The sequence below is a fragment of the Devosia sp. ZB163 genome, from assembly GCF_028613635.1.
In the GTDB taxonomy this organism is placed as follows: domain Bacteria; phylum Pseudomonadota; class Alphaproteobacteria; order Rhizobiales; family Devosiaceae; genus Devosia_A.
The window spans coordinates 822,762-843,486 of sequence record NZ_JAQRMY010000003.1 but is presented as its reverse complement, the minus strand read 5'-3'; the positions used below and the strand labels follow the sequence as shown (position 1 = coordinate 843,486).

Genomic DNA, 20,725 nt, shown 5'->3' with positions numbered 1-20,725 from the left:
TTATCCACACAGCTGAATTGCAGGCGTCGCAGGCCTCCGCTAACCATCGGTGTCCCGCCATTTCCGAGCGCCCGATGACCGCCCTTCCTCTCGATACCGAACTGATCCGTGCCGAGTTCCCCGCTTTCCGCGAGCCCAGTCTCGACGGTTGGGCCTTCTTCGAGAACGCGGGCGGTTCGTACACGTCGCGCCACGTCATCGATCGCCTCGATCACTACTACCGCGCCACCAAGGTGCAGCCCTACGGCTTCTACCCCGCCTCGCGCGAAGCCGGCGCTGCCATGGACCTGGCCTATCGCCGTATCGCCCAGGCCCTCAATGTCGGCATGGACTGGATCCATTTCGGCCCCTCCACCTCGGCCAACACCTATGTGCTGGCCAACGCCTTCGGCGGTTGGCTGAAGCCCGGCGACGCCATCATCGTCACCAACCAGGACCACGAGGCCAATTCCGGCGCGTGGCGGCGGCTGGCCGACCGCGGCATCGTCGTGCGCGAGTGGAAGGTCGACCCTGAGACCGGCAATCTCGATCCGGCCGCCCTCGACAAGCTGCTCGACAGCAAGGTCCGCGCCGTCTGTTTCCCGCACGCCTCCAACATCGTCGGCGAGATCAACCCGATCCGGGAGATCGTCCAGAAGGCCAAGAGCTTCGGCGCCGTCACCGTCGTCGATGGCGTCTCCTACGCCCCGCATGGCCTGCCCGACCTGCTCGAACTCGGCTGCGACATCTACCTGTTCTCGGCCTACAAGGTGTACGGCCCGCATCAGGGCATCATGGCCATCCGGCCCTCGCTCGCCACCGAACTCCCCAACCAGGGCCACTTCTTCAACGACACCCAGCCGCGCAAGCGCCTGACCCCGGCGGGCCCGGACCACGCCCAGATCGCCGCTTCGGCCGGTATCGCCGACTATCTCGAGCGCGTCGCCGAGATCGCCGGCGACAAGGTCGAAGGCGCCAATCCCTACCGCAAGGCCCACGCCGCCATGCGCGCCCAGGAAGAGGCGCTGATGGTGCCGCTGATGGATTTCCTGCGTTCGCGGAACAGCCTGCGCGTCATCGGCCCCACCGACCCCGCCCTGCGTGCTCCCACCATCGCGATCGCCACCACCGGGCTCGCCATCGAGTCCGCCGAACGCCTGGCGCGCAAGCAGATCATGGCCTCGGGCGGCCATTTATACGCCTACCGCCTGCTCGAAGCCCTCGGCATCAATCCCGGCCACGGCGTCCTGCGCGTCTCGTTCACGCACTACACCTCCCCCGAGGAGGTGCAGCGCCTCATCGAGGCCCTCGATTCCGAGCTGAAGTAGAGCCATGACACCCCGACCGAACCCGAACGGCTACGGCAACGTCCCCGGCGCCTACACTGCCCGCCGCGCCAGCGCTCCCATCCATCCTGACGGCAGGGCAGCCGGTCCCGCGTGGGCCAATGCCCCGCGCACCCCGCGCTTCGTCGACATGCTGACCGGCGATCCGGCACCGCTCGGGACCACCGCCAGCATCCTGTGGGACGACAAGGCGCTCTACCTCGCCTTCTGGGCCGACGAGCCCAACCTCACCGCCACCATGACCGAGCGCGACGCACTGCTGTTCTACGAGAACGACCTCGAGATCTTCATCGATGGCGGCGACAGCTACTACGAACTGGAGTTCAACGCGCTCGGCACCATCTACGAGGTGTTCTACATCTGGCGCGACGCCTACACCCGAGGCAGCAAGTGGGATGTGCCGCGCTTCGACGTCCACCACCCGCGCGTCCACAGCTTCGGCGGCGACTACGTCCCCGGCCCCAGGACCTTCTGGACCGGCAACCATCCGCGCGGCACCCGCTGGACGTTCCTCGACTACGACCTGCCCGGCCTCGAGGTGCATGTCCACGCCGATGGCACCCTCAACGACCCGACGACGCTCGATCGCGGCTGGTCCGCCGAGATCGTCATCCCCTGGGCAGGCCTCGCCGACCTCGCCAATGGCCGCTCGCTGCCGCCCAGGCCCGGCGATACCTGGGGCATCTTCATGGGCCGTTTCCAGCAACTGCGCACGCGGACCGAAACCGCTACCGCCGGCTGGGCCGCCCACCCCTTCGGCGTCGCCGACACCCACACCCCCGAGTGCTTCACCCAGGTGACCTTCGCCGAGTGACCCGACAGCAGCAGTCAGGCCTCCTCTCCCGCTTGCAGGGGCGGGGGACCACGCATAGCGTGCTGCAGGGGCGCACACGCGAAGGTGGTGCGCCGGAGGGGCTGCATTGAACAGGTCGGTTTCATACGACAGGCAAACGATCGCCAGCCCCAACCCGCTTGCTCGCTTCGCGCACCGCTCGCGCCATCGCCTGTCTCTGGCGTTGCTTGAGAAGCACGCACCTGCCGGCGGCTTGATCGTCGATTTCGGCGCCGGCACCGGCGAGATGCTGCATCAGCTCGGTCGGCGGCGGTCGGACCTGCGGCGGGTGGCGATCGAGCCATACATGCAGCTACTGCACGCCGACGTCTCTCACCTGCCGAACCTCGCCTCCGTCGAACCCCGAACGGTGGACGTGCTGACGGCCTTCGAGGTGCTCGAGCATCTCACGGATCACGAGATCGCGGCCTTCATCGCTGACGTCTCCCGCACCTGCAAGCCGGGCGCCACGCTCATAGTGTCGGTGCCGATAATGCAGGGGCTGGCATTGCCGCTGAAGGAACTGAACCGCGTCCTGCTGTTCCGCCGCCCATCCGACTATTCGGCTCGCGACGTGCTCCAGGGCCTCTTCGGCCGGCAGGTCCGGCGCGCGACCGACGTCCGGCACTCGCACAAGGGTTTCGATCATCGTGCACTGCGGGTCTTGTTGCAGGGTGCTTTCGATCTCCGATCGCACTTCAGCGCTCCCTTGGCCGCCTTGCCTTGGTGGGCAAACTCCCAGTCGTTCCTGGTGTTCTCCGTCCGCTAGCCACCCGACACTCATCGTAAATCCAGCGCCTCGTTCGAAGCGCTGGATGCGTGCTGAGGCGAGGCCCGAAGCTCAACTTGCCGTCTGCAGGCTGATCTCGCCATTGTTCAGAAAGCAGGTCTTGCTGAACAACCGCAGGTCCACCGGGTTGGGCAACCTGATGTCTCCTGCATCCGGGTACGGCTTCTCCGTGGGGTCGTACGAGCGGTCGATCTGCGAGATGAAGACGATCACCAGCCCGCGTTCGCCGGCGAAGGCCTTCAGCGCCCGGACCTGCTCCGCCAGTGGCGGATTCTCCCGCCGCTGGTCGAGCAGTTGCAGGTAGTCGACGACAACAAGCGTGCCGCGTGGTGCCTGAGCCATCTTCTCGATGATGTAGTCGGCCGAGATCCTGTCGGAGCAATCGAAGCCAAACCGGGAGCCCAGCTCCTCCGGCTCCCGTCCGATCGCCCGCAACCGCTCCAGCACGTCCTTGTCGGTGTATTCGAGCGTGAAGAACATGCCCTGCCCGCCAGATTTCGCCGCCTCGACGGCAAGCTCCAGCGCCAGCAGCGTCTTGCCCTGCCCGGGTCGCGCCCCGACGAGCACCATCTCTCCGGGCTCCAGTCGCCCATAAAGCCTGGCCGCCGGAGAACTCTCGGCATACCGGGCGGCCAACAGGCTCCACCCGGAATACCCCTCTGCGACAGCCACGCGATCGAGCGCCTCGTGCAGGGGTATCCCCTCGTCACGCGCCCGCCGCTTGGCGTCACGCTTCAACTGATAGATCGGAACAGACAGCTTCATCAAAAACCTCCTGGTACGAGCCCAACAGCAATCCCTCCTTTTGCCTTCGCCCGATCAGTCGGTTCGATGCTCAATCAGCCCTGCATGCGATCTACTTTCCCGTCGGAGGGGGGAGGCGCGGGCCGTGCGCCAGAACCGAAAGCTAGCTGATTCCTCCGCCGCCCTCCATCGGCCCACCGCCCGCCCATCACGCACGCTGATCGCGCCCATCGCGAAAATCCGTTCGACGCCGCGGACCGCCCCCGCTACATCCGGCGCATGTCCCGCCCTATCGCCGTCCTGTTGCTCCTCATCGCCACCGCCATCTGGGGCTTCGCCTTCGTCGCGCAGAAATCCGCGATGGACCATATGGGGCCACTGACCTTCTCGGGGACCCGTTTCCTCCTCGGCGGCATCGCGCTCCTGCCTTTCGCGATCATGGAACTGCGCCGCAAGGCCGTGACCCGCGCCGATTTCACCCCGCGCCTCTGGCTGCAGATTTCCATCCTCTGCGCCGCCTTCTTCGCCGGCTCGATCCTGCAGCAATACGGCCTCGCCCACACCAGCGTCACCAATTCGGGCTTTCTCACCGCGCTCTACGTGTTGTTCGTGCCGCTGATCGCCTTCATCGCCATTCGCGCCCGGCCGCACCCGATCATCTATGTCGGCGTCCCGCTGGCGCTCATCGGCATTTTCTACCTGAACGGCGGCCGCCTCGAAGCCTTCAACGTCGGCGACCTGCTGATGGTGACGAGCGCCGTGTTCTGGGGTGGCCACGTCTTCATGCTCGGCCTGCTCAGCCGCCAGACCGGCCTGCCTGTCGCGCTGTCGGCGATGACCTTCCTGAGCGTCGGCGTCATCTGCCTCGCCCTGGCCTTCAGCCTCGAGGCTCCTGATCTGTCCGGCATCGCCGCCGGCTGGATGGAACTGCTCTATGTCGGCCTGCTGTCCACCGGGCTGGCCTTCACCCTGCAGGCCATCGGCCAGCAGCACGTGCCGGCGGCCAATGCCGCGATCGTCCTGTCGGCCGAAAGCCTGTTTGCCGCGCTCGGCGGCGCCCTGCTGCTCGGCGAGCGCCTGCCCGCCATCGGCTACGCCGGGGCGGCGCTCATCTTCTTCGCCATCATCCTCGTCGAAGCCATCCCGGCACTGCGGCAACGCCGGCAGTTGCGGGCCGCCTAGCCACACCGGACGCGTCGGGCACCCGTCGTCAAAATCCGTTCGACGCCCGAAGCCGCGACCGCTACACAGCGCGGATGCCGCGCTCCCTTGCCGTTCTCGCCCTGATCCTCACCACCATGCTCTGGGGCTTCGCGTTCGTCGCGCAGAAGTCCGCCATGAGCGAGATGGGGCCGCTGACCTTCATCGCCGCCCGCTACCTGCTCGGCGGCCTCGCCATCGTGCCGCTGGTGCTGTGGGAGTTGCGCCGCCGCAAGCCCGCGAGCCTCGCCCGCCGCGACCTCTGGCAGATCGCCCTCATCGCCGTCGCGTTCTTCCTCGGCGTCTGGCTGCAGCAGCTCGGCCTCACCATGACCACCGTGACCAATGGCGGGTTCCTCACCAGCCTCTACGTGCTGTTCGTGCCCATCCTGGCGCTGGTGGCGCTCAGGCACAGCCCGCATCCGATCCTGTGGGCCTGCGCGCCCATGGCAGTGGTCGGCGTCTACTTCCTCAATGGCGGGCGCATCGACGGCCTCAACGCCGGCGATCTCCTCGTCATCGCCAGCGCCGTCGCATGGGCCGTGCAGGTCCTGCTCATCGGCATCGTCAGCCGCAGCACGGGCCTCCCCATCACCATCTCGGTCATCTGCTTCCTGACTACGGCGCTCGCTGCAGGCGGTGGCGCATTCCTGTTCGAAACGCCCAGCTTGGCCGCCATCGGCAACGGCTGGATCGAGCTCCTCTACGCCGGCCTGCTCTCGACGGCCGTGGCCTTCACCCTGCAGGCCGTGGCGCAGCAATACGTGCCGCCGGCCAACGCAGCGATCATCCTCGCGGCCGAGGGCCTGTTCGCCGCCATCGGCGGCGCCCTGTTCCTCAGCGAGCGGCTGACGCCCATCGGCTATGCCGGGGCCGCCATGATCTTCTTCGCCATCGTGCTGGTGGAAGCGGTGCCGGCGCTGCAGCAGCGCCGGTCCGCAGCGTAGCGGACGGGTTACTCGACCCGCTTCATCGGGTACTCGCGGCACACCACGATATAGGCGCACACCTTGACCATCAGGTCGTTCTCGCCGCGCAGCGTGATCGTCGCGTCGCCGCTCTGGCCGAACAGGTGCATCGGCCCCTTCCAGCGGTTCTTGCCCACCGGCTTCGCCTTGTCGACGATGGTCGTGTTGAGGTACGGGCGGTTCTTCTTGGTATCCATGGCGTCGCGCAGGGCCACCACCCGGATGCAGAGCTGGGCGTCGTCCTTGCCGCACATCGTGACTTCATAGTCCGACGTCATGTCGGGCCGCCACAGGCCGGCCGCATCCTGCGCCACGGCCGGAGCGATCGTTGCCGCTGCCATCACCAGCGCCAGCGCGCCCGTCAGAAACTGCTTCATGTGTATCTCCACCAAGCCCTGCCCGCGTCCCATCGCTAGGCACCGAAAATGTCGCGAATATGATAACGCGCGTCATCTGCTTGTTACACTGTCTCAATAGCTTGCGGGTGCTCGGGGCCATTCCCCATTGCCCCGACCCCAGGCCGGTTGCTCCGCCTCGTTTCTGGTAACCGGCATGTTTCGGGCAGGCGCCGTTCCGCCAGCACGCGCTTGCCGCCGAGCCCCTTCGGCAGTTTCCACTTTCGGCCGCCTCGTCGGGCGGCCGATTTTTGTTGAGAGGCGCTGATTGCCCTCGCCGCCGGTCTCTGCCTGCGGCATGAACGGGCGCATGGCCAAGCTCTACTTCTCCTATTCGGCGATGAACGCCGGCAAGTCGACCCTGCTGCTCCAGGCGTCCTACAACTATGTCGAGCGCGGCATGCGCACGCTGCTCTTCACCTCGTCGCTCTATGCCGAGGACGATGTCGGCCGCATCTCCTCGCGCCTCGGCATCTCGGCCCCGGCCGAGATGTTCGGCACCACTGACGACCTGTTCCAGCGCGTCAACGACCACATCCAGGAATCCAAGGTCGACTGCGTCTTCGTCGACGAGGCCCAGTTCCTCACCTCCGAGCAGGTCTGGCAGCTGGCGCGCGTCGCCGACCGGCTGAACGTCCCGGTGATGTGCTATGGCCTCCGCACCGATTTCCGCGGCCAGCTCTTCCCCGGCTCGTCCGAACTGCTCGCCATTGCCGACGAGCTTCGCGAGGTCCGCACCATCTGCTTCTGCGGCCGCAAGGCCACGATGGTCGTCCGCCGCGACACCGAAGGCGGCGCGCTCACCGAAGGCAACCAGGTCTCCATCGAGAAATCGGTGTATGTCTCTCTCTGCCGCCAGCACTGGGAAGAAGAAATCGGCCGCTGGCCGCCGAGAGGACCACAACATGACCACTGAAGCCGCCCCTGAGCCCGAGGGCACGCTCACCGTCCGTACGCTCGCCATGCCCGCCGACACCAACCCGGCCGGTGACATCTTCGGCGGCTGGGTGATGAGCCAGATGGACATTGCCGGCGCCATCGCGGCAGTCGAGCGCGCCCAGGGCCGCGTCGTCACCGTCGCCGTCGAAGCCATGACCTTCATCGCACCGGTCAAGGTCGGCGACATCCTGTGCGTCTACACCTCGATCAGCCGTGTCGGGAACACCTCGATCACTGTCGCCATCGAGGCCTGGGCCCGTCGCAACCGCCTCGCCGATCGCGTCAAGGTCACCGATGGCCACTTCGTCTACGTCGCCCTCGACGACGACGGCAACAAGCGCCAGATCCCGCGCTGACTTCGGCTGCGGTGCACAACCGCACGCCATCGCCCTGCCTTCGTTCAGACACCGTTCAGCCACCGCTTGCCAGTCTCGCCTGGTCAATCTGGTTCCCATGCCTGCTGCTGGGGAATCGGATGATCCGCGGCTTGGGTGGCCTCTTCCGCGGATCGACGGCAGGACGCCGCGCTGGGACCCTGCGCGGCGTCCTGGCCACCCGGACTTTCCCCGCCAGCTGTTGCGCCGCCACACTTCCGCCCGTCACGGGCTGAGGCTAGGCTCGGGCACGTCATTGTTTCGCGAGGCCTTTCGATGAAGCAGTTAGTGACCGCCCTCTCTTCCCTTGTTTTCCTGCTGTTTGGCGCTTCCGCATCCCTCTCCGGCGGCGTGCAGACCGGCACTCCCGCCTGGTCGATTCAACCTCTGATTCTCATGGAGGGACCCGGCTACGACTACAACGTCGTCGGCGGGATCGAAGGACAGGTGCGGATCTACGTCGATCGCTGCTCGCGCGAGTGGTGCCGCGTTCACTCCGGCCGCGAGGCCGGCTGGACCAGCCTCTACGCCATCGCCTTCGGCAACGTCGCCCGCGGCCCCCTCACCGGCCCGCGCCTCAACTACAAGAGCAATGGCCCCGGCCTCGTCTGCCTCTATGAGGGCCGCAACTTCACCGGCGCCTCGATGTGCGCCAGGGCCGGTACCATCCTCAAGGATCTGATGCTGCTCGGCGCCGACAACCTCTTCTCGTCGGTGACCATCGAAGGCAACGTTTCCGTCGACCTCTGCCGCGATCGCGGCTTCCACAGCTACTGCGAGCGCATCAACGACAGCGAGCCGCGGCTCCACGGCTTCCTCGACAACCACGTCAGCGCGGTCCGGGTCTACTGACCGTTTACCGCGCGTTCACCTTGCCGCACGCCGCCCGGCCACCCGTCCGGGCGGCGCTTGCATTTTAGACGCAATTGTACCGAATGCGTGGAACCCAACCGTTGCCATGGCCGTTTCAGGCCCGCGGCACTCCCAAGCGTCACAACGAGAGGACAACCCATGCTCCCCATCAGGCTCGCTGGAGCCGCAGCCCTGCTGCTCGGCTCTCTCTTCTTCGCCTCGGCGGCCAATGCCGCCGTGGCCACCAGCACCGTCAACGTCCGCAATGCCCCGGTGAACGGCGCCGTCATCGACGTGCTCCGGGCCGGCCAGCGGGTCGAGATCGACCGCTGCCAGCGCGGCTGGTGCTACGTGATCAAGCCCGGCCCGGATGGCTGGGTCTCGCAGTCCTTCCTCAGCGAAGATGACGGCTACGATGACAACGATACCCGCGTCATCGTTCCCGATCGCCCGGGCCCCGGCCCCGTCCGTCCTGCCCCATCCCGTCCTGATGTCGACGTCAGCATCGGCTTCGATGTCCCCGGCTTCAGCTTCCAGATCGGCTCGGGCAATTTCGACATGCGCCCCAGCAAGCCCGGCCGCCCCGGCGGCACGCGCGACCGCGTCTGCTTCTACGAGCGCACCCAGTTCCGTGGTGACAGCTTCTGCGCCCGCCCCGGCGAGCGCCTTGCCCGTCTCGGCAACTGGGACGACTCGATCCGCTCGATCGAAATCCGCGGCAATGCCGAGGCCCTGGTCTGCGAGCGCACCAACTTCAACGGCCGCTGCATCGTGATCTCGCGCAGCGTCCCGAACCTGCGTGGTGCCGGCAACAACATCAGCTCGATCCGCGTCCGCTGATCCCGGCTGCAGCAAGCACATTGGACGCCGCCCCCCTCGGGCGGCGTCTGCTTTTGGGCCCCGACCGCTACTGCGCGGCCCGACTGCGCCGCGCGCTCCGCAGCCCGGTGAAGGCGATCAGCGCGCCCAGCGCCACGCCGCTCGCCGGGAGCAGGTAGGCCCAGCGCAACGCCTCGAGCCGCGCCCCGGTCGTGTCGGCCCCCCCGAGGTTGAGCACCATCACCGCGCTCACGGCCGACAGCCCCAGCGCCGCGCCGAACTGCACCGACGTGTTGAGCAGCCCGCTCGCCAGCCCCTGCTCCGACGGACCCACGCCCTCGGTGGCGACGATCGTCATCACCCCGTAGACCAGCGTGAACGCCAGCCCGACCAGCACCAGCATCGGCAGCATCTGCAGGTAGCTCCAGTCGAGCCCGACATTGACGAAGATCAGGTAGGCCGCCGATGCCAGCAGCAGCCCGCCGAACATTGTGCCCATGCTGCCCAGCCGCCTGACGAACCACGGCGACACCAGCGGCGCCAGCACCACGTCGATCGCCATGACGAGCAGCGTCAGGCTCGTCTCGAGTGCCGTCCAGCCCAGCACTTCCTGCAGGTAGAGCGAGGTGAGGAACTGGAACCCCATGAACGAGCCGATGAACAGCAGCGCGATCAGGTTGGCCCGTACCAGCGAGCCCGACCGGAAGACGCCCAGCCGCACCAGCGGCTCGCGCACGGTCCGCTCGATGGTGACGAACAGTGCCGCCAGCACCACGCTCCCGCCGAGGCACGCCAGCCCGACCCATAGCGTCGTGCCGGCATGCTCGAGCCGCGTCACGCCGAACGCCGCCAGCAGCATCGCCGCCGTGAGCGTGATCGCCCCGCCGAAGTCGAACGACATCCGCGCCGGCCGCTCGACACTGTCGCGCAGCAGCCAGAACGCGAACGGCAGCACGCCCGTCGCGACGATCACCGGCGCAAAGAACACCCACCGCCAGTTGATCGCCGTCAGCAGCCCGCCCAGCACCAGTCCCATCGCGAACCCCGCCGATCCGGTCGAGGCGTAGATCAGCACGGCCCGGTTGCGCTGCGGTCCTTCCGCGAAGTTGGTGGTGATCAGCGACAGCGCCGCCGGCGTCATGAACGCCGCCGACATACCGGTCACGAACCGCGAGACCAGCAGCAGCCAGCCTTCCTGCGCCACTCCGCCCAGTGCCGAGAAGGCGATGAACGTCACCAGCGCCGCAAGGAACATCCGGCGCCGCCCGAACAGGTCGGCCACCCGGCCCCCGAGCAGCAGGAAGCCGGCATAGCCCAGCACATAGGCGCTGACCACGAAGCTCAGCGTCGTCGTCTCGAGCCCGAGCTCGGCCCGGATCGCCGGCAGCGCCACGTTGAGCATTGCAACGTCGACGCCCTCGAGGAAAATCGAGCTCGAGAGCACTGCCAGTGCACCCATGGCACGCCAGTCCATCCCCGTGCCCCTTGCTGAATCAGTGATCCGTGCTGACATGGCAGAAACTCCGCTTTCCGCCCGGCCATCGGCCCGGCGCTGGTTGAAGGGAGTTGCCAGTTAGGTGAGGCTAAATCGTTATGGAAGAACGCACTTTGGAATTACCGACGCACTGCCAAAGAACCGACCTGCCCGATTCCGTGGTTCAGTGGGACTCGCGCGAGGACTGCGAAGTGCGCAAGCAGCTCGATCGCCTGGCCGACAAGTGGACGCTGCAGGTGCTCGCCCTGCTCGACCATCGCACCCACCGCTTCAACGAGCTGCAGCGCCGTCTCGAAGGCGTGAGCCACCGCATGCTCGCCACCACCCTGCGCCAGCTCGAGCGCGACGGCATGCTGATCCGCACCGTGCATCCGACGGTACCGCCCAAGGTCGAGTACACCCTCACCCCGCTCGGCCGCCAACTGCATGGGCTGATGCGCCCCTTCGTTGATTGGGCCGAGTCGAACACCCGGACCATCGCCATGGCCCGCACCGCCTTCGACGCCCGCGCCACCGGCCAATAGGAGCCGCGCCATTCCCGAATCCATCCACATCGGCGGCAGCGTCCATCTCCCCCTCGCCGAGTTCGAGATCGACTACATCCGCAGCCCCGGCCCCGGCGGCCAGAACGTCAACAAGGTCGCCTCCGCGGCCCAGTTGCGCTTCGACCTGATGGGCTCGCCCTCGCTGCCCGAGCCCGTCAAGCTCCGTGCCGCCGCGCTCGCCGGCAGCCGCCTCACCGCCGACGGCGTGATGGTCGTCACCGCCAACCGCTTCCGCAGCCAGCCGCAGAACCGCGACGACGCCATCGAGCGCGTCGTCGCCATGCTTCGCGCCGCCCTGACGCCGCCAAAGCCGCGCCGGGCAACCCGCCCTACCCTCGGCTCGAAACGCCGCCGCCTCGACACCAAGACCCAGCGCGGCACCACCAAGCGCCTGCGCGGCAAGGTCGATCTCTAGATCCCGAGCAGCTCGACCGTCGCCTGCGTCAGCTTGCCGTTCACCGGCAGGCCGTTATCCGCCTGATAGACCTTGAGTCCCTTCCGGCTGCGCGTGCCGAAGATCCCGTCGATCGACCCGTCATAAAGCCCGAGGTCCCTCAGCTTGAGTTGCGCTGCCTTGAGCCGCGGAATGCCCAGCACCACCTCGGGCAAGGCCGGCGCAGCCCCGTTCAGCGGCCACGCCACGAGGTCCTGCACCTTCTCGAGCCAGTTGAAGCGATCCTGCAGGCCGGTCTTGCCGCCATTGATGCCCTTCGTGACCGCCACGAAATCCCCGGCGTCGCACTTCGGGTTCAGCCCCTTCCACGTCCAGAACGCGCAGGCGACCCTCAGCGCATGCTCCGGCTTCGCCGCCCAGTCCGGGTTGCCCACGAGGTCGAGCCTCGCCCGCTCTCCCACCTGCGCGTAACCGTCCTTCCCGGTGATCTGGATGAAGCCCCGCCCGCGATAGGTCCAGCCGTCATCGGCCGCGTCGTTTCCCATCCGGCCGCCATAGACACTGTTGGCCAGCGCCCGTGGATTGCCCGCAAGGCCGTTGGTCGAAGCCAGAGTCGGGAACCGCGACGGCCACACCTGCATCATGCGCGGCGCCGTGTAGTTGAGGTTCTCCTCGGCGATCCTCAGCCCGCCGGACTCGTGTCCGATCTGCGCGAGGAAGAAATGCAGCCGGTTCTGCCGATCCGAGATGCCGAACTGGCTCAGCACCTCCCCGGCCTGGCTCACGACGCCTTCGACCGCCCCCTCCCGCGCCGAAGGATAAAGCTGACGTAGAACTGCCTCCGAGATCATGGTTCCCCCTCCGGTCCGCGCCTCCCCGGCCCATTCTATGATCCGCCGTCCGCGTGGGGATAACTTGGGATGACTACGGACGGCGTCGCGCCCGCCACAAGTCCGCCCGAATCTGCGCCGCAATCTACTTTGCATCGCAAACCGGATAAGCCCTTGTCCGACCTCGACAAAGCCCTGGCCGACATCGTCGAGATCAAGAGCCGCCTCGCTCGCTCGAGCGAGTTCCTCGGCCTCGGCCCCGCGGCGCTCGCGCTGACCGGCGTCCTCGCCTTTGCCGTCGCCCTCGCCCAGACCCTGTGGTCGGGCCCGTCGCCTGCTCCCGCCCCCTACTTCGCCGCCTGGGTCGTCGCCGCAGTCGTCGCCACTGCCCTCATCGGCGCCGAGATGCTGCGCCGGGCCGACCGTCATCATGTGGGGCTCGCCGACCAGATGATCCGCGAGGCCGTGCTCAACTTCGTTCCGGCCGGTGTCGCCGGCGCCGGCCTCCTCGCCTTCGTCGCCCTCGCCCGCCCGATCTCGCCTGGCTGCTGCCCGGCCTGTGGCTCATCCTCGTCAGCCTCGGCATCTTCGCCGCCGCCCGCTCACTTCCCCGCGCCATGCCTCTCGCGGCAGCCTGGTACCTGCTCTCCGGCTTCGCCGTCCTGCTGCTGGCCGCACGCGACCACACGCTCTCGCCCTGGTTCATGGGCCTGCCCTTCACCGTCGGCCAGTTCCTCGTCGCCGCCATCGTCCATCGCGCTTCGGGAGCCTCCAATGCCCATTGATCCCGCCCCCTTCGCCTATGACGGGCTCGACCGCGTCATCCACGAGAAGGCCCGGCTCGGTATCGTCACCGCCCTGGTCAGCCGCCCCGAAGGCCTCTCCTTCAACGACCTGATCCGGCTCTGCGGCCTCACCCAGGGCAATCTCAGCCGCCACCTCTCGGTGCTCGAGGAGGCCGGTTTCGTCACCATCTCGAAGGCCTTCGAGTCCCGCCGCCCGCGCACCGACATCCGTCTCACCGCCGAAGGCCGCCAGCGCTTCCTCGACTACCTCGGCGTCCTCGAACAGGTGGTCCGCGACGCCTCGGCCCGCGCCGAAACGGCCGAGATGACGGACCCAAAGCTCCGCCCCGCCTGAGCTCTGCCCCCCACATCCCTCAACCTCGCCCCATAGGTTTACGATGCAAACAAATTCCAGCCACAAACTCCACGTCGCGATCATCATGGATGGCAATGGCCGCTGGGCGGAAACCCGCGGCATGCCGCGTTCCGCCGGCCACGAGGTCGGCGCCGACACCGTCCGCTCCATCGTCCGCACCGCCATCGGGCACGGTATCGGCGCACTGACGCTCTACGCCTTCTCCACCTACAACTGGCAGCGCCCGGAGCCCGAGGTCGCCGGCCTCATGTCACTGCTCCGCCACTTCCTCCTCGTCGAGGCGCCCGAGCTCCGCCGCAACGGCGTCCGCATCACCGTGCTCGGCCGGCGCGATCGTGTGCCGCTCGGCCTCGCGCGCGCCATCACCGCCGCCGAGCGCGCCACGGCCGGCGGCACCCGCCTGCACCTGCGCATCGCCATCGATTACTCCGCACGCGACGCCATCCTCTCCGCCGTCGCCGATGGCGTCACCGCCGAAGCCCTGGCCGAACGGCTCGGCACCGAGGATGTCGATTTCCTGATCCGCACCGGCGGCGACCAGCGCCTCTCCGATTTCCTGCTGTGGGAATGCGCCCAGGCCGAGCTCTATTTCACCAAGGTGCAATGGCCCGACTTCGGCCCCGCCGAGTTCGACGCAGCCCTCGCCGATTTCGCCGTCCGCACCCGCAGCTTCGGCGCCGTGCCCGCGGCCTAGCGGGCCGCCGCGCACAGCACCTCGTTCACGCTGCTGACCGTCAGCCCCGGCTCGGGTCCGCCCGAGATGGTGTAGATCTCGTCCCCGATCGCCGCGACACCCAGCCCATGCCGCGACGTCGGCATCGGCGCCAACGGCGTCCACAGACCGGTAGCCGGGTCGAACGCCTCGACTTCCGCAAAGGTGTGCCCGCCGCCCGCGCCCATCACCTCGCCACCGAAGACGACCATTCGTCCCCCCACCTCGGCAGCGCCGATCCCGCTGCGCCCCGTCGGCAGCGACGCCACCGGGGCCCAGCCGTCGGTCGCCGGGTCGTAGACCTCGGCCGCCGTCAGCACGAATGTCTGCTCGTCGCGCCCGCCGAACACGTAGACCTTCCCGCCCGACACCGCCGCCGCGATATGGTTGCGCGCCACCTTCATCGGCGCAGCCGTCGTCCACGCATCGGTCGCCGGATCGTAGACCTCGTGCGTCGCGACGCTCCTGTCGGTCGTTCCGCCGATAGCGTGGATCTTCCCGTCCAGCACCACCGCGACCAGCGCTCCCCGCGGCGCCGGAAGCGGTGCAACATCGGTTACGCTTCCGCTCGCGATGTCGATCGCCCGCACCCGCGCCGTCGGCCGGTTGCCCGGCGACTCGTAGCCGCCCACGACATAGACCTTGCCCCCCAGCGCAACGAGCCCGGTGTGGTTCACGTCATGGTCGAGCCTTGCGAGGCCAGTCCACGCATCCGCCGCCGGATCATACCTGAACACCGTCACGAGGTCCGTCGCCGGGTCCGCCGCCATCCCGCCCGCCAAATAGATCGACTGCCCGTCCGTCGCCGCAGCGACCTCCGTCCGCTCGACCGGCAGCGGCGCGGCGTTGCGCCAGGTGTTCGGCGCGCAGGTCTGCGCCAGCGCCACCTGCGGCAACATCAGGATCGGCAGAACCAGGCCCAGCGACCACCGCATTGCATCCTCCTACGCCCTCGCCCCGAAGGTTAGTCCGATGCAATCGCCCCCGTCCACCCGAGGCCACCCTATGTCCGGCATTCGCCGGGCCAGCGCGTCACGCGCGGCCATAGCGCACCACCCATCTCTTCCGCTAGAAATCGGCTGCGACGCTCGTCGCATTGGAGAACGCGCATGCAGGTTGGGCGGTCATATCGGCTGATCGACTTCGCCCTCTGGTCGCGCCGGAGCGTCATTTACATGGCGCTGATCAGCATCGTCGCAGTGCTCATCTTCCCGCCCACCGCCGGCTTCTCGATACCCTGGCCCATCATCCTCGTCCTCGGCACCACGGTTTCGCTGGTTGCCGGCTTCAAGAGCTCCCAGGTGCTGCAGCGCAGCAGCGACGCGCTCCAGACCGCTGGATCCGACCCAAGGCGCTTGCCACGCCGATCGCAGGGCGCGAACGTGGTTCAGTTCTCCCCCGGACCTTCCGGCACCGAACGCCACACGATCAGCGAGATGATCACCAGCGGCGCCCCGATCAGCGGCAGGGTGATGGCGCCCCAGCCATCCACCACGATGCCGCCCACGGCCGCCGCGACCGCCATGCCGATCTGGAAGGCCGACATGTTGAGCGAGATGGCCACCGGCACCGCCCCCGGCGCGATCTGCGCCATATGGCTCGCCACGGCGATCGAATAGGTCCGCACCACGAACCCCTGCGCCCCCACTGTCAGCATCAGCGCCGGCAAGGCAAGATCGGCCGGAACATGCGGCAGCCCGACGAAGACCAGCATCACCACCGTCACCGCCACCCCGGCAATCATCGCCGTCCTCGCGCTGCCGAACCGGTCGGCCATCCGCCCCGCGGTCGCGCTGCAGGCTATGGCGCCGATACCGCCCGCCAGCAGCACGAGCGGCAGCGTGTCGTAGCCCACCCCCGCCGCCGTCATCAGTGCGCCGATATAGACCATCATCGGCGCCGACCCGATCATGAAGATCAATGTGGACAGCAGCGCCGGCCCCATCCCCGGGTTGCGCAGCACCCGCAGCCGATCCTTGATCGTCAGCGTGTCGCCCGCCATGCCGCGCGGCAGCTTCACATACAGTGCCAGCGCCGCGAGGCCCGCCATGACCGACAGCATCACATAGACGAGGCGCCAGCCGAACTCCGCCGCGATCCACGCGCCGAGCGGCACGCCCGCCAGCGCCGCGATCGCCTGCCCCATGCTGATCACCTGCATGTAGCGCCCGCGCTTGCCATAGGGCGCGATCATCGCCGCCGTCGCCATCGCCGTGCCGGTATAGGTGCCCGCCGCGACCGCCAGCGCCGTCCGCACCACCACCAGCGCCTCGAAGGTCGTCGCCAGCACGATGAGCAGTGCGCACACCGCGAACCCGAACTCCGCCCCCGCGAGTATCCGCCGCCGCCCCACCCCGCCCAGCAGCAGCGCCAAGAGCGGCGGGCCGAACGCATAGGCCAGCGAGTAGAACAGCACCAGCAACCCCGCCTGCCCCAGGCTTACCCCGAGGTCGGCACCGATCAGCGGCAGCAATCCGGCAATCAGTCCCCCTTCGATGGCGCCGACGAATGCCGCCAGCGCCAGCCAATACAGCCGCGAATCCATGATTCCCCCTCGCCACCATTCTTGGCGGCCGGGAGCGCGGTTGAACAGACCCCAGGCGTCCCGTCAGTCCCTCCTTTGGTCGATGCCTCTGGACTGACGACCTATCGAGATCAGCAGGCTGTCGGCGGGCGACCTACCGAGGCACGAAGAAGGCGGCGCCGGCGGTGCGTGCCGCCCCCGTCGCCATCAGCGTCGACAATACCTGCCGGATACGGTCGCGCCGCTTCTCGGTCGATCGGCCGTCGAACGCCACGGCAATCCCCTCCACCGGCAGCGGCGCCTGAGCGGTGGCCAGCACCTCGCGCACCTGCCTGATCTGCTCGAAGGCATCGCCCGGCCATTTCGGCCGCTGCACGGCCAAGGCAGCCACCCCGAGATCCGCCTCGATCTGCTCGCCCGCGCCAACCACCTTCTTGCCCAGCCTCGGGATCTGGTAGTCCGGCCGCAACCAGCGCACCAGCCCGCGCGCCTCCTCCGCCGCCCGTTCCTTGTTCAGCGCCACCAGCCGGCCGAGCAGCTCCTCCTCGGCCGCTTCCTGTGTCGGCGACTTGTGCGGGCTCGGCAGCGTCGCCCCCGGCTTGCCCACCAGCGGCGCGATCAGGTCGCCCCACCCATAAGCCTCCAGCACCGCCCGATCGATATGGTCATGAATCTCCTTGAGCACCGAAACGAGCCCGGCCTGATGGATCGCGAGTTCCTTGTCGCTCAGCGGCTCGACATCGGCGCCATTGTCCAACTCCCGTTCGCGCTCGAGCACGTTGTAGAGGGAGGTCATGGTCAGGAAGTCGTGCGCAGCCAGGCGTTCCTTGCGGAAGGCATCGAGGCGTTCGCCGAGTTCACGGAGGCGCTCAAGCTGAGCGAGGCGTTGGTCGGATGATGAAAGTGTCAAGCCGACCGAAATGGGAAACGGGAATGGGTCGAAGGTACGCGACTTCGAGTAGCGGGGATCGTTTCCCACACCCAGCCATCCCCCTGACGCGATAGCCCATGCCACATTCAGGCGCGACGAAAGGACTGCCAGGTGCTCGGCTGTATCGACGCCAATGCACACAAGCATATTGTCCGGCCGGATGCTCGCGTCGAGAAACTGGAATGTGCGATGCCTGGTCGTCTCGACCGTGACGACATATCGCGACAGGCCCTCAAGAGCAGGACGCAGGTCCCGCCGCGGTTCCCCAAATATCCACCAACTGTCGCGATAGGTTGTTCGGTTGTTCTGATCTCGCTGCGGCTTAACATTCTCCAGCACGTGCTGGTAAGCCGCCGGGAACCGGCCCTGCACCTCCCGGCTCGTCAGCGGGTAAAGGTCGATCACCATCACGCCGCGCGGTCGCTGCGCGATGTCGCGACCATTGCGATAGTTCAGAATGTGCTGATCCAGCCCGGGTACCTTCCCAAGCCCCAATGATGTCGCCTGCGCCGGCGTCACGATGAACCCAGCGCCATGCAGCTTGACACCCGGACTCGAGAGGAGGTCGTTTGCCTGCAGCGCCCGAGCCGAACCGAGGTCCGCTCCAACCGTCAGGTTCGCCCTGATTCTTCCTCCGCTAAGTTCGAGCCCCACCTGAGGCGTATCCGTATTCAGCTCCGCCTCGCCGACCACCTCCGCCAGCACGCCATCTCGCTCCCCCTTCTCCGCGACTGTCATCGCAATCCGCACCGCCGCCTTGTCAGCCGCCTTCATCCACGGATGATCCGGCACCGCGTAGACCAGCGACACCGGCACTTTGCCGTTCAGATGCCGCTCGATCACCCGCCGAGAGAACGTCTGCGTGACCGAATTCGTCGTGATGAACCCAAACCGCCGCAGCGCATTCGTCCCCTTCCGCCGCAGCAACTCCGCCGCCTGGTCCCAGAAGTGCATCACGAAGTCGGCGCCGCCCGGTACTTCCGGCCGTACTTTCCATGCCGCCTCGGCATACCCGTCGCCGAGTTCGGCCCGCATGTCCTTGCCGCCAATGAACGGCGGGTTCCCCACGATGAAGTCCACCTCCGGCCATTCCGCCGGCCGCGGGTTCACATAGCGGTACACCTCCACGCGCTTCTCGGGATCGGGCACCAGCTCACCCGTCACCGGATGCAGCTTCATCCCCACGCCATCCCAACGCGTCACCGGCGCGCCCTTGTCGTCGCGCAGCAGTTCTTCCCTGTCATAGGCGAGAATCGCGTCCTGGTGCCGGATCGTCCCATAGGCATGCAGCACCGGTTCCGCGATCTGGCCCAGCCCCACCGTCCTGAGCTGCCACTTGAGGAATCCGATCCACAGCACCAGGTCGGCAATCGGCACCGCCCGCTTGTTGAGTTCCAGCCCGTAGAACTGCCGCGGTCCGACCGTTTCGCCTTCCATCAGCAGCCGGCGCTGGTCCTCCCCTAGCCCCTCGAGTGCCTCCAGCACCTCGCCTTCGAGCTTCTTCATCAGCTCCAGCGACACATACAGGAAGTTGCCCGAGCCGCAGGCCGGATCGAGCACCCGCGTCGTGCACAGCTTGTGGTGGAACTCTCGCGCCGCCTGCAGCGCCTCGGTATCCCTGCCCTCGCGCTTCAGGTCCGCCACATGCGCCTGCACCTCGTCCCAGTCGGCGCGCAGTGGCTCGATGATCGTCGGGATCACCAGCCGCTCCACATAGGCGCGCGGCGTGTAGTGCGCCCCGAGCTTGCTCCGCTCCCGCGGGTCGAGCGCCCGCTCCAGCAGCGTCCCGAAGATCGCCGGCTCCACGTCCGACCAGTCCTGCATCGCGGCAACATAGAGTTCGTGGATGTCCTCGGCAGCCAGCGGCAGCGCCCGGCGCGATTTGAACAGCGAGCCATTGAAGCGCTTGAGCGTCGCCATCATCCGCGGCTCGTAGCCGCCTTCATCCATCGTCTTCCACAGGCTCTCAAGCGCCATCGGAAAGGCTTCCGGCCGGTTCGACAGCTGCTTCAGCAGCTCCGCCAGCCCCGCTCCCGGCAGCAGCCCGACATCCTCGGCGAACATCGTGAACAGGCACCGCATCAGGAATTCGGCCACGTCGCGCGCGTCGTGCTTGCCCTCGAGCCGGCGCGCGATGATCGACAGCCGCCCCGCAATGTCCCGCGTCACTTCCGCCGAACGCTTCGCCGGGTCGAGGCCCAGCGGCTCGGTCCAGATCCCCCGCAGCCGCTCCTGCACGTCGGGCAGCAGCAGGTCGTCCATCGCCAGCCGGTACCCCTGCCGGTCGGGGAAGTGCGCGTAGTTCTTCCCCTGCCCCGAAAAGTCGGCATAAACCTCGAGCACGTGTCCGACATCGAGCACCAGCAGGAACGGCGGATAGCCATGCTCCACGGGCAGCGCCCGGGCGTAGCTCTCGGCCTGGTTGCGAGCCGCCAGCATCGCCCGGTCCCAGCCGCCCGTGCCACGCCGCGCCGTACCCAGCTTCACCCGGGTCGCGTCTTCGGGCTCCAGATCAAGCTGGTCGCGATGCGCTTTGGCTTCGCGCAGGCTCGACTGTTTCGATTCCAGCACGAAGCAACCGCGCTTGTAGAGGTCGATGCGCCCAGGCGACGTCGAGCCGTCCGGATGCTTGAAGGTGATGCGCCGCTCGAACACGTAGTCGTTGTGTAGGTTCTGCTGGCTGCTGAAGGCCGGCGGCTCCAGCCCGAGCGCACGGCACAGGCGTTCGACGAATGGCTGCGTGTTCGCAATCTCGGAACCGCCCGAGGCCTTGACGTCCGCAATGAGCCCCGAAAGCGCGTCGGTATCGACGCCAGCCTCTGAAATCCCCATCCCGGGCGGCAGTCTCGCACCGCCGGTGTTCGCCCGCGTTCGGAACTCCCCCTAGTGGCCACT

The 20,725-nt window shown here is 67.5% G+C and carries 20 protein-coding genes; 13 read left to right on the top strand and 7 right to left on the bottom strand.

Annotated features, from left to right (window positions below):
- Positions 1 to 74: 74 nt before the first annotated feature.
- From PRN20_RS17995 to PRN20_RS17985, 3 genes are all read left to right on the top strand, one after another.
- Complete coding sequence (locus PRN20_RS17995) at positions 75 to 1,307, top strand: aminotransferase class V-fold PLP-dependent enzyme (RefSeq protein ID WP_273958982.1); 1,233 nt, start codon at positions 75 to 77, stop codon at positions 1,305 to 1,307.
- Positions 1,308 to 1,311: 4 nt separating this feature from the next.
- Positions 1,312 to 2,139 (top strand): carbohydrate-binding family 9-like protein, encoded by an 828-nt coding sequence (locus PRN20_RS17990; RefSeq protein ID WP_273958981.1) that lies wholly within the window; start codon positions 1,312 to 1,314, stop codon positions 2,137 to 2,139.
- A gap of 106 nt (positions 2,140 to 2,245) precedes the next feature.
- Positions 2,246 to 2,926, top strand: a complete 681-nt coding sequence (locus PRN20_RS17985; RefSeq protein ID WP_337956262.1) for a class I SAM-dependent methyltransferase — start codon at positions 2,246 to 2,248, stop codon at positions 2,924 to 2,926.
- 72 nt (positions 2,927 to 2,998) lie between these two features.
- Here the strand turns inward: PRN20_RS17985 and PRN20_RS17980 are convergent, their stop codons facing one another.
- Positions 2,999 to 3,712, bottom strand: coding sequence for a DNA helicase (locus PRN20_RS17980; RefSeq protein WP_273958980.1), 714 nt, complete (start codon positions 3,710 to 3,712; stop codon positions 2,999 to 3,001).
- Positions 3,713 to 3,970: 258 nt separating this feature from the next.
- Between PRN20_RS17980 and PRN20_RS17975 the strand changes: the two genes are divergently transcribed.
- Positions 3,971 to 4,873, top strand: a complete 903-nt coding sequence (locus PRN20_RS17975; protein ID WP_273958979.1) for a DMT family transporter — start codon at positions 3,971 to 3,973, stop codon at positions 4,871 to 4,873.
- Between the two features lie 74 nt (positions 4,874 to 4,947).
- Complete coding sequence (locus tag PRN20_RS17970) at positions 4,948 to 5,838, top strand: DMT family transporter (protein ID WP_273958978.1); 891 nt, start codon at positions 4,948 to 4,950, stop codon at positions 5,836 to 5,838.
- 8 nt (positions 5,839 to 5,846) lie between these two features.
- On the opposite strand, the gene PRN20_RS17965 is transcribed toward PRN20_RS17970, so the two are convergent.
- A complete protein-coding gene (locus PRN20_RS17965) occupies positions 5,847 to 6,236 on the bottom strand; it encodes a hypothetical protein (RefSeq protein WP_273958977.1) in 390 nt (129 codons plus the stop codon).
- Positions 6,237 to 6,564: 328 nt separating this feature from the next.
- Here PRN20_RS17965 and PRN20_RS17960 point away from each other — a divergent pair, with 328 nt between their 5' ends.
- The 4 genes from PRN20_RS17960 (at position 6,565) to PRN20_RS17945 (ending at position 9,259) form a co-directional block, all read left to right on the top strand.
- Positions 6,565 to 7,170, top strand: coding sequence for a thymidine kinase (locus PRN20_RS17960; RefSeq protein WP_273959058.1), 606 nt, complete (start codon positions 6,565 to 6,567; stop codon positions 7,168 to 7,170).
- On the top strand, positions 7,160 to 7,549 hold the full coding sequence (locus tag PRN20_RS17955) for an acyl-CoA thioesterase (protein WP_273958976.1): 390 nt from the start codon (positions 7,160 to 7,162) through the stop codon (positions 7,547 to 7,549). Before PRN20_RS17960 ends, PRN20_RS17955 begins: the two co-directional genes overlap by 11 nt.
- A 294-nt stretch (positions 7,550 to 7,843) precedes the next feature.
- Positions 7,844 to 8,419: a peptidase inhibitor family I36 protein gene (locus tag PRN20_RS17950; RefSeq protein ID WP_273958975.1), complete on the top strand. Its 576-nt coding sequence runs from the start codon at positions 7,844 to 7,846 to the stop codon at positions 8,417 to 8,419.
- A gap of 159 nt (positions 8,420 to 8,578) precedes the next feature.
- On the top strand, positions 8,579 to 9,259 hold the full coding sequence (locus PRN20_RS17945; protein ID WP_273958974.1) for an SH3 domain-containing protein: 681 nt from the start codon (positions 8,579 to 8,581) through the stop codon (positions 9,257 to 9,259).
- Positions 9,260 to 9,326: 67 nt separating this feature from the next.
- Here PRN20_RS17945 and PRN20_RS17940 read toward each other — a convergent pair whose 3' ends face one another.
- Entirely contained in the window at positions 9,327 to 10,712 is a 1,386-nt protein-coding gene (locus tag PRN20_RS17940; protein ID WP_273958973.1) for an MFS transporter, read from the bottom strand.
- 212 nt (positions 10,713 to 10,924) lie between these two features.
- Between PRN20_RS17940 and PRN20_RS17935 the strand changes: the two genes are divergently transcribed.
- Positions 10,925 to 11,257: a winged helix-turn-helix transcriptional regulator gene (locus tag PRN20_RS17935; protein WP_273958972.1), complete on the top strand. Its 333-nt coding sequence runs from the start codon at positions 10,925 to 10,927 to the stop codon at positions 11,255 to 11,257.
- Positions 11,258 to 11,267: 10 nt separating this feature from the next.
- A complete protein-coding gene (gene arfB, locus PRN20_RS17930) occupies positions 11,268 to 11,693 on the top strand; it encodes an alternative ribosome rescue aminoacyl-tRNA hydrolase ArfB (RefSeq protein ID WP_443112592.1) in 426 nt (141 codons plus the stop codon).
- Here the strand turns inward: arfB and PRN20_RS17925 are convergent.
- Complete coding sequence (locus PRN20_RS17925) at positions 11,690 to 12,523, bottom strand: peptidoglycan-binding protein (protein WP_273958971.1); 834 nt, start codon at positions 12,521 to 12,523, stop codon at positions 11,690 to 11,692. The genes arfB and PRN20_RS17925 overlap by 4 nt on opposite strands.
- A 753-nt stretch (positions 12,524 to 13,276) precedes the next feature.
- Between PRN20_RS17925 and PRN20_RS17915 the strand changes: the two genes are divergently transcribed.
- Together PRN20_RS17915 and uppS are read left to right on the top strand one after the other, a co-directional pair.
- Positions 13,277 to 13,642, top strand: a complete 366-nt coding sequence (locus PRN20_RS17915; RefSeq protein ID WP_273958970.1) for a transcriptional regulator — start codon at positions 13,277 to 13,279, stop codon at positions 13,640 to 13,642.
- A gap of 43 nt (positions 13,643 to 13,685) precedes the next feature.
- Positions 13,686 to 14,357, top strand: coding sequence for a polyprenyl diphosphate synthase (uppS, locus tag PRN20_RS17910; protein ID WP_273958969.1), 672 nt, complete (start codon positions 13,686 to 13,688; stop codon positions 14,355 to 14,357).
- Here the strand turns inward: uppS and PRN20_RS17905 are convergent.
- From PRN20_RS17905 to PRN20_RS17895, 3 genes are all read right to left on the bottom strand, one after another.
- Positions 14,354 to 15,310, bottom strand: a complete 957-nt coding sequence (locus PRN20_RS17905) for a Kelch repeat-containing protein (RefSeq protein ID WP_273958968.1) — start codon at positions 15,308 to 15,310, stop codon at positions 14,354 to 14,356. The genes uppS and PRN20_RS17905 overlap by 4 nt on opposite strands.
- Positions 15,311 to 15,762: 452 nt before the next feature.
- Positions 15,763 to 16,920 (bottom strand): MFS transporter, encoded by a 1,158-nt coding sequence (locus tag PRN20_RS17900; protein WP_273958967.1) that lies wholly within the window; start codon positions 16,918 to 16,920, stop codon positions 15,763 to 15,765.
- A 133-nt stretch (positions 16,921 to 17,053) separates the two neighbouring features.
- On the bottom strand, positions 17,054 to 20,662 hold the full coding sequence (locus PRN20_RS17895; protein ID WP_337956261.1) for a class I SAM-dependent DNA methyltransferase: 3,609 nt from the start codon (positions 20,660 to 20,662) through the stop codon (positions 17,054 to 17,056).
- Positions 20,663 to 20,725 lie beyond the last annotated feature (63 nt).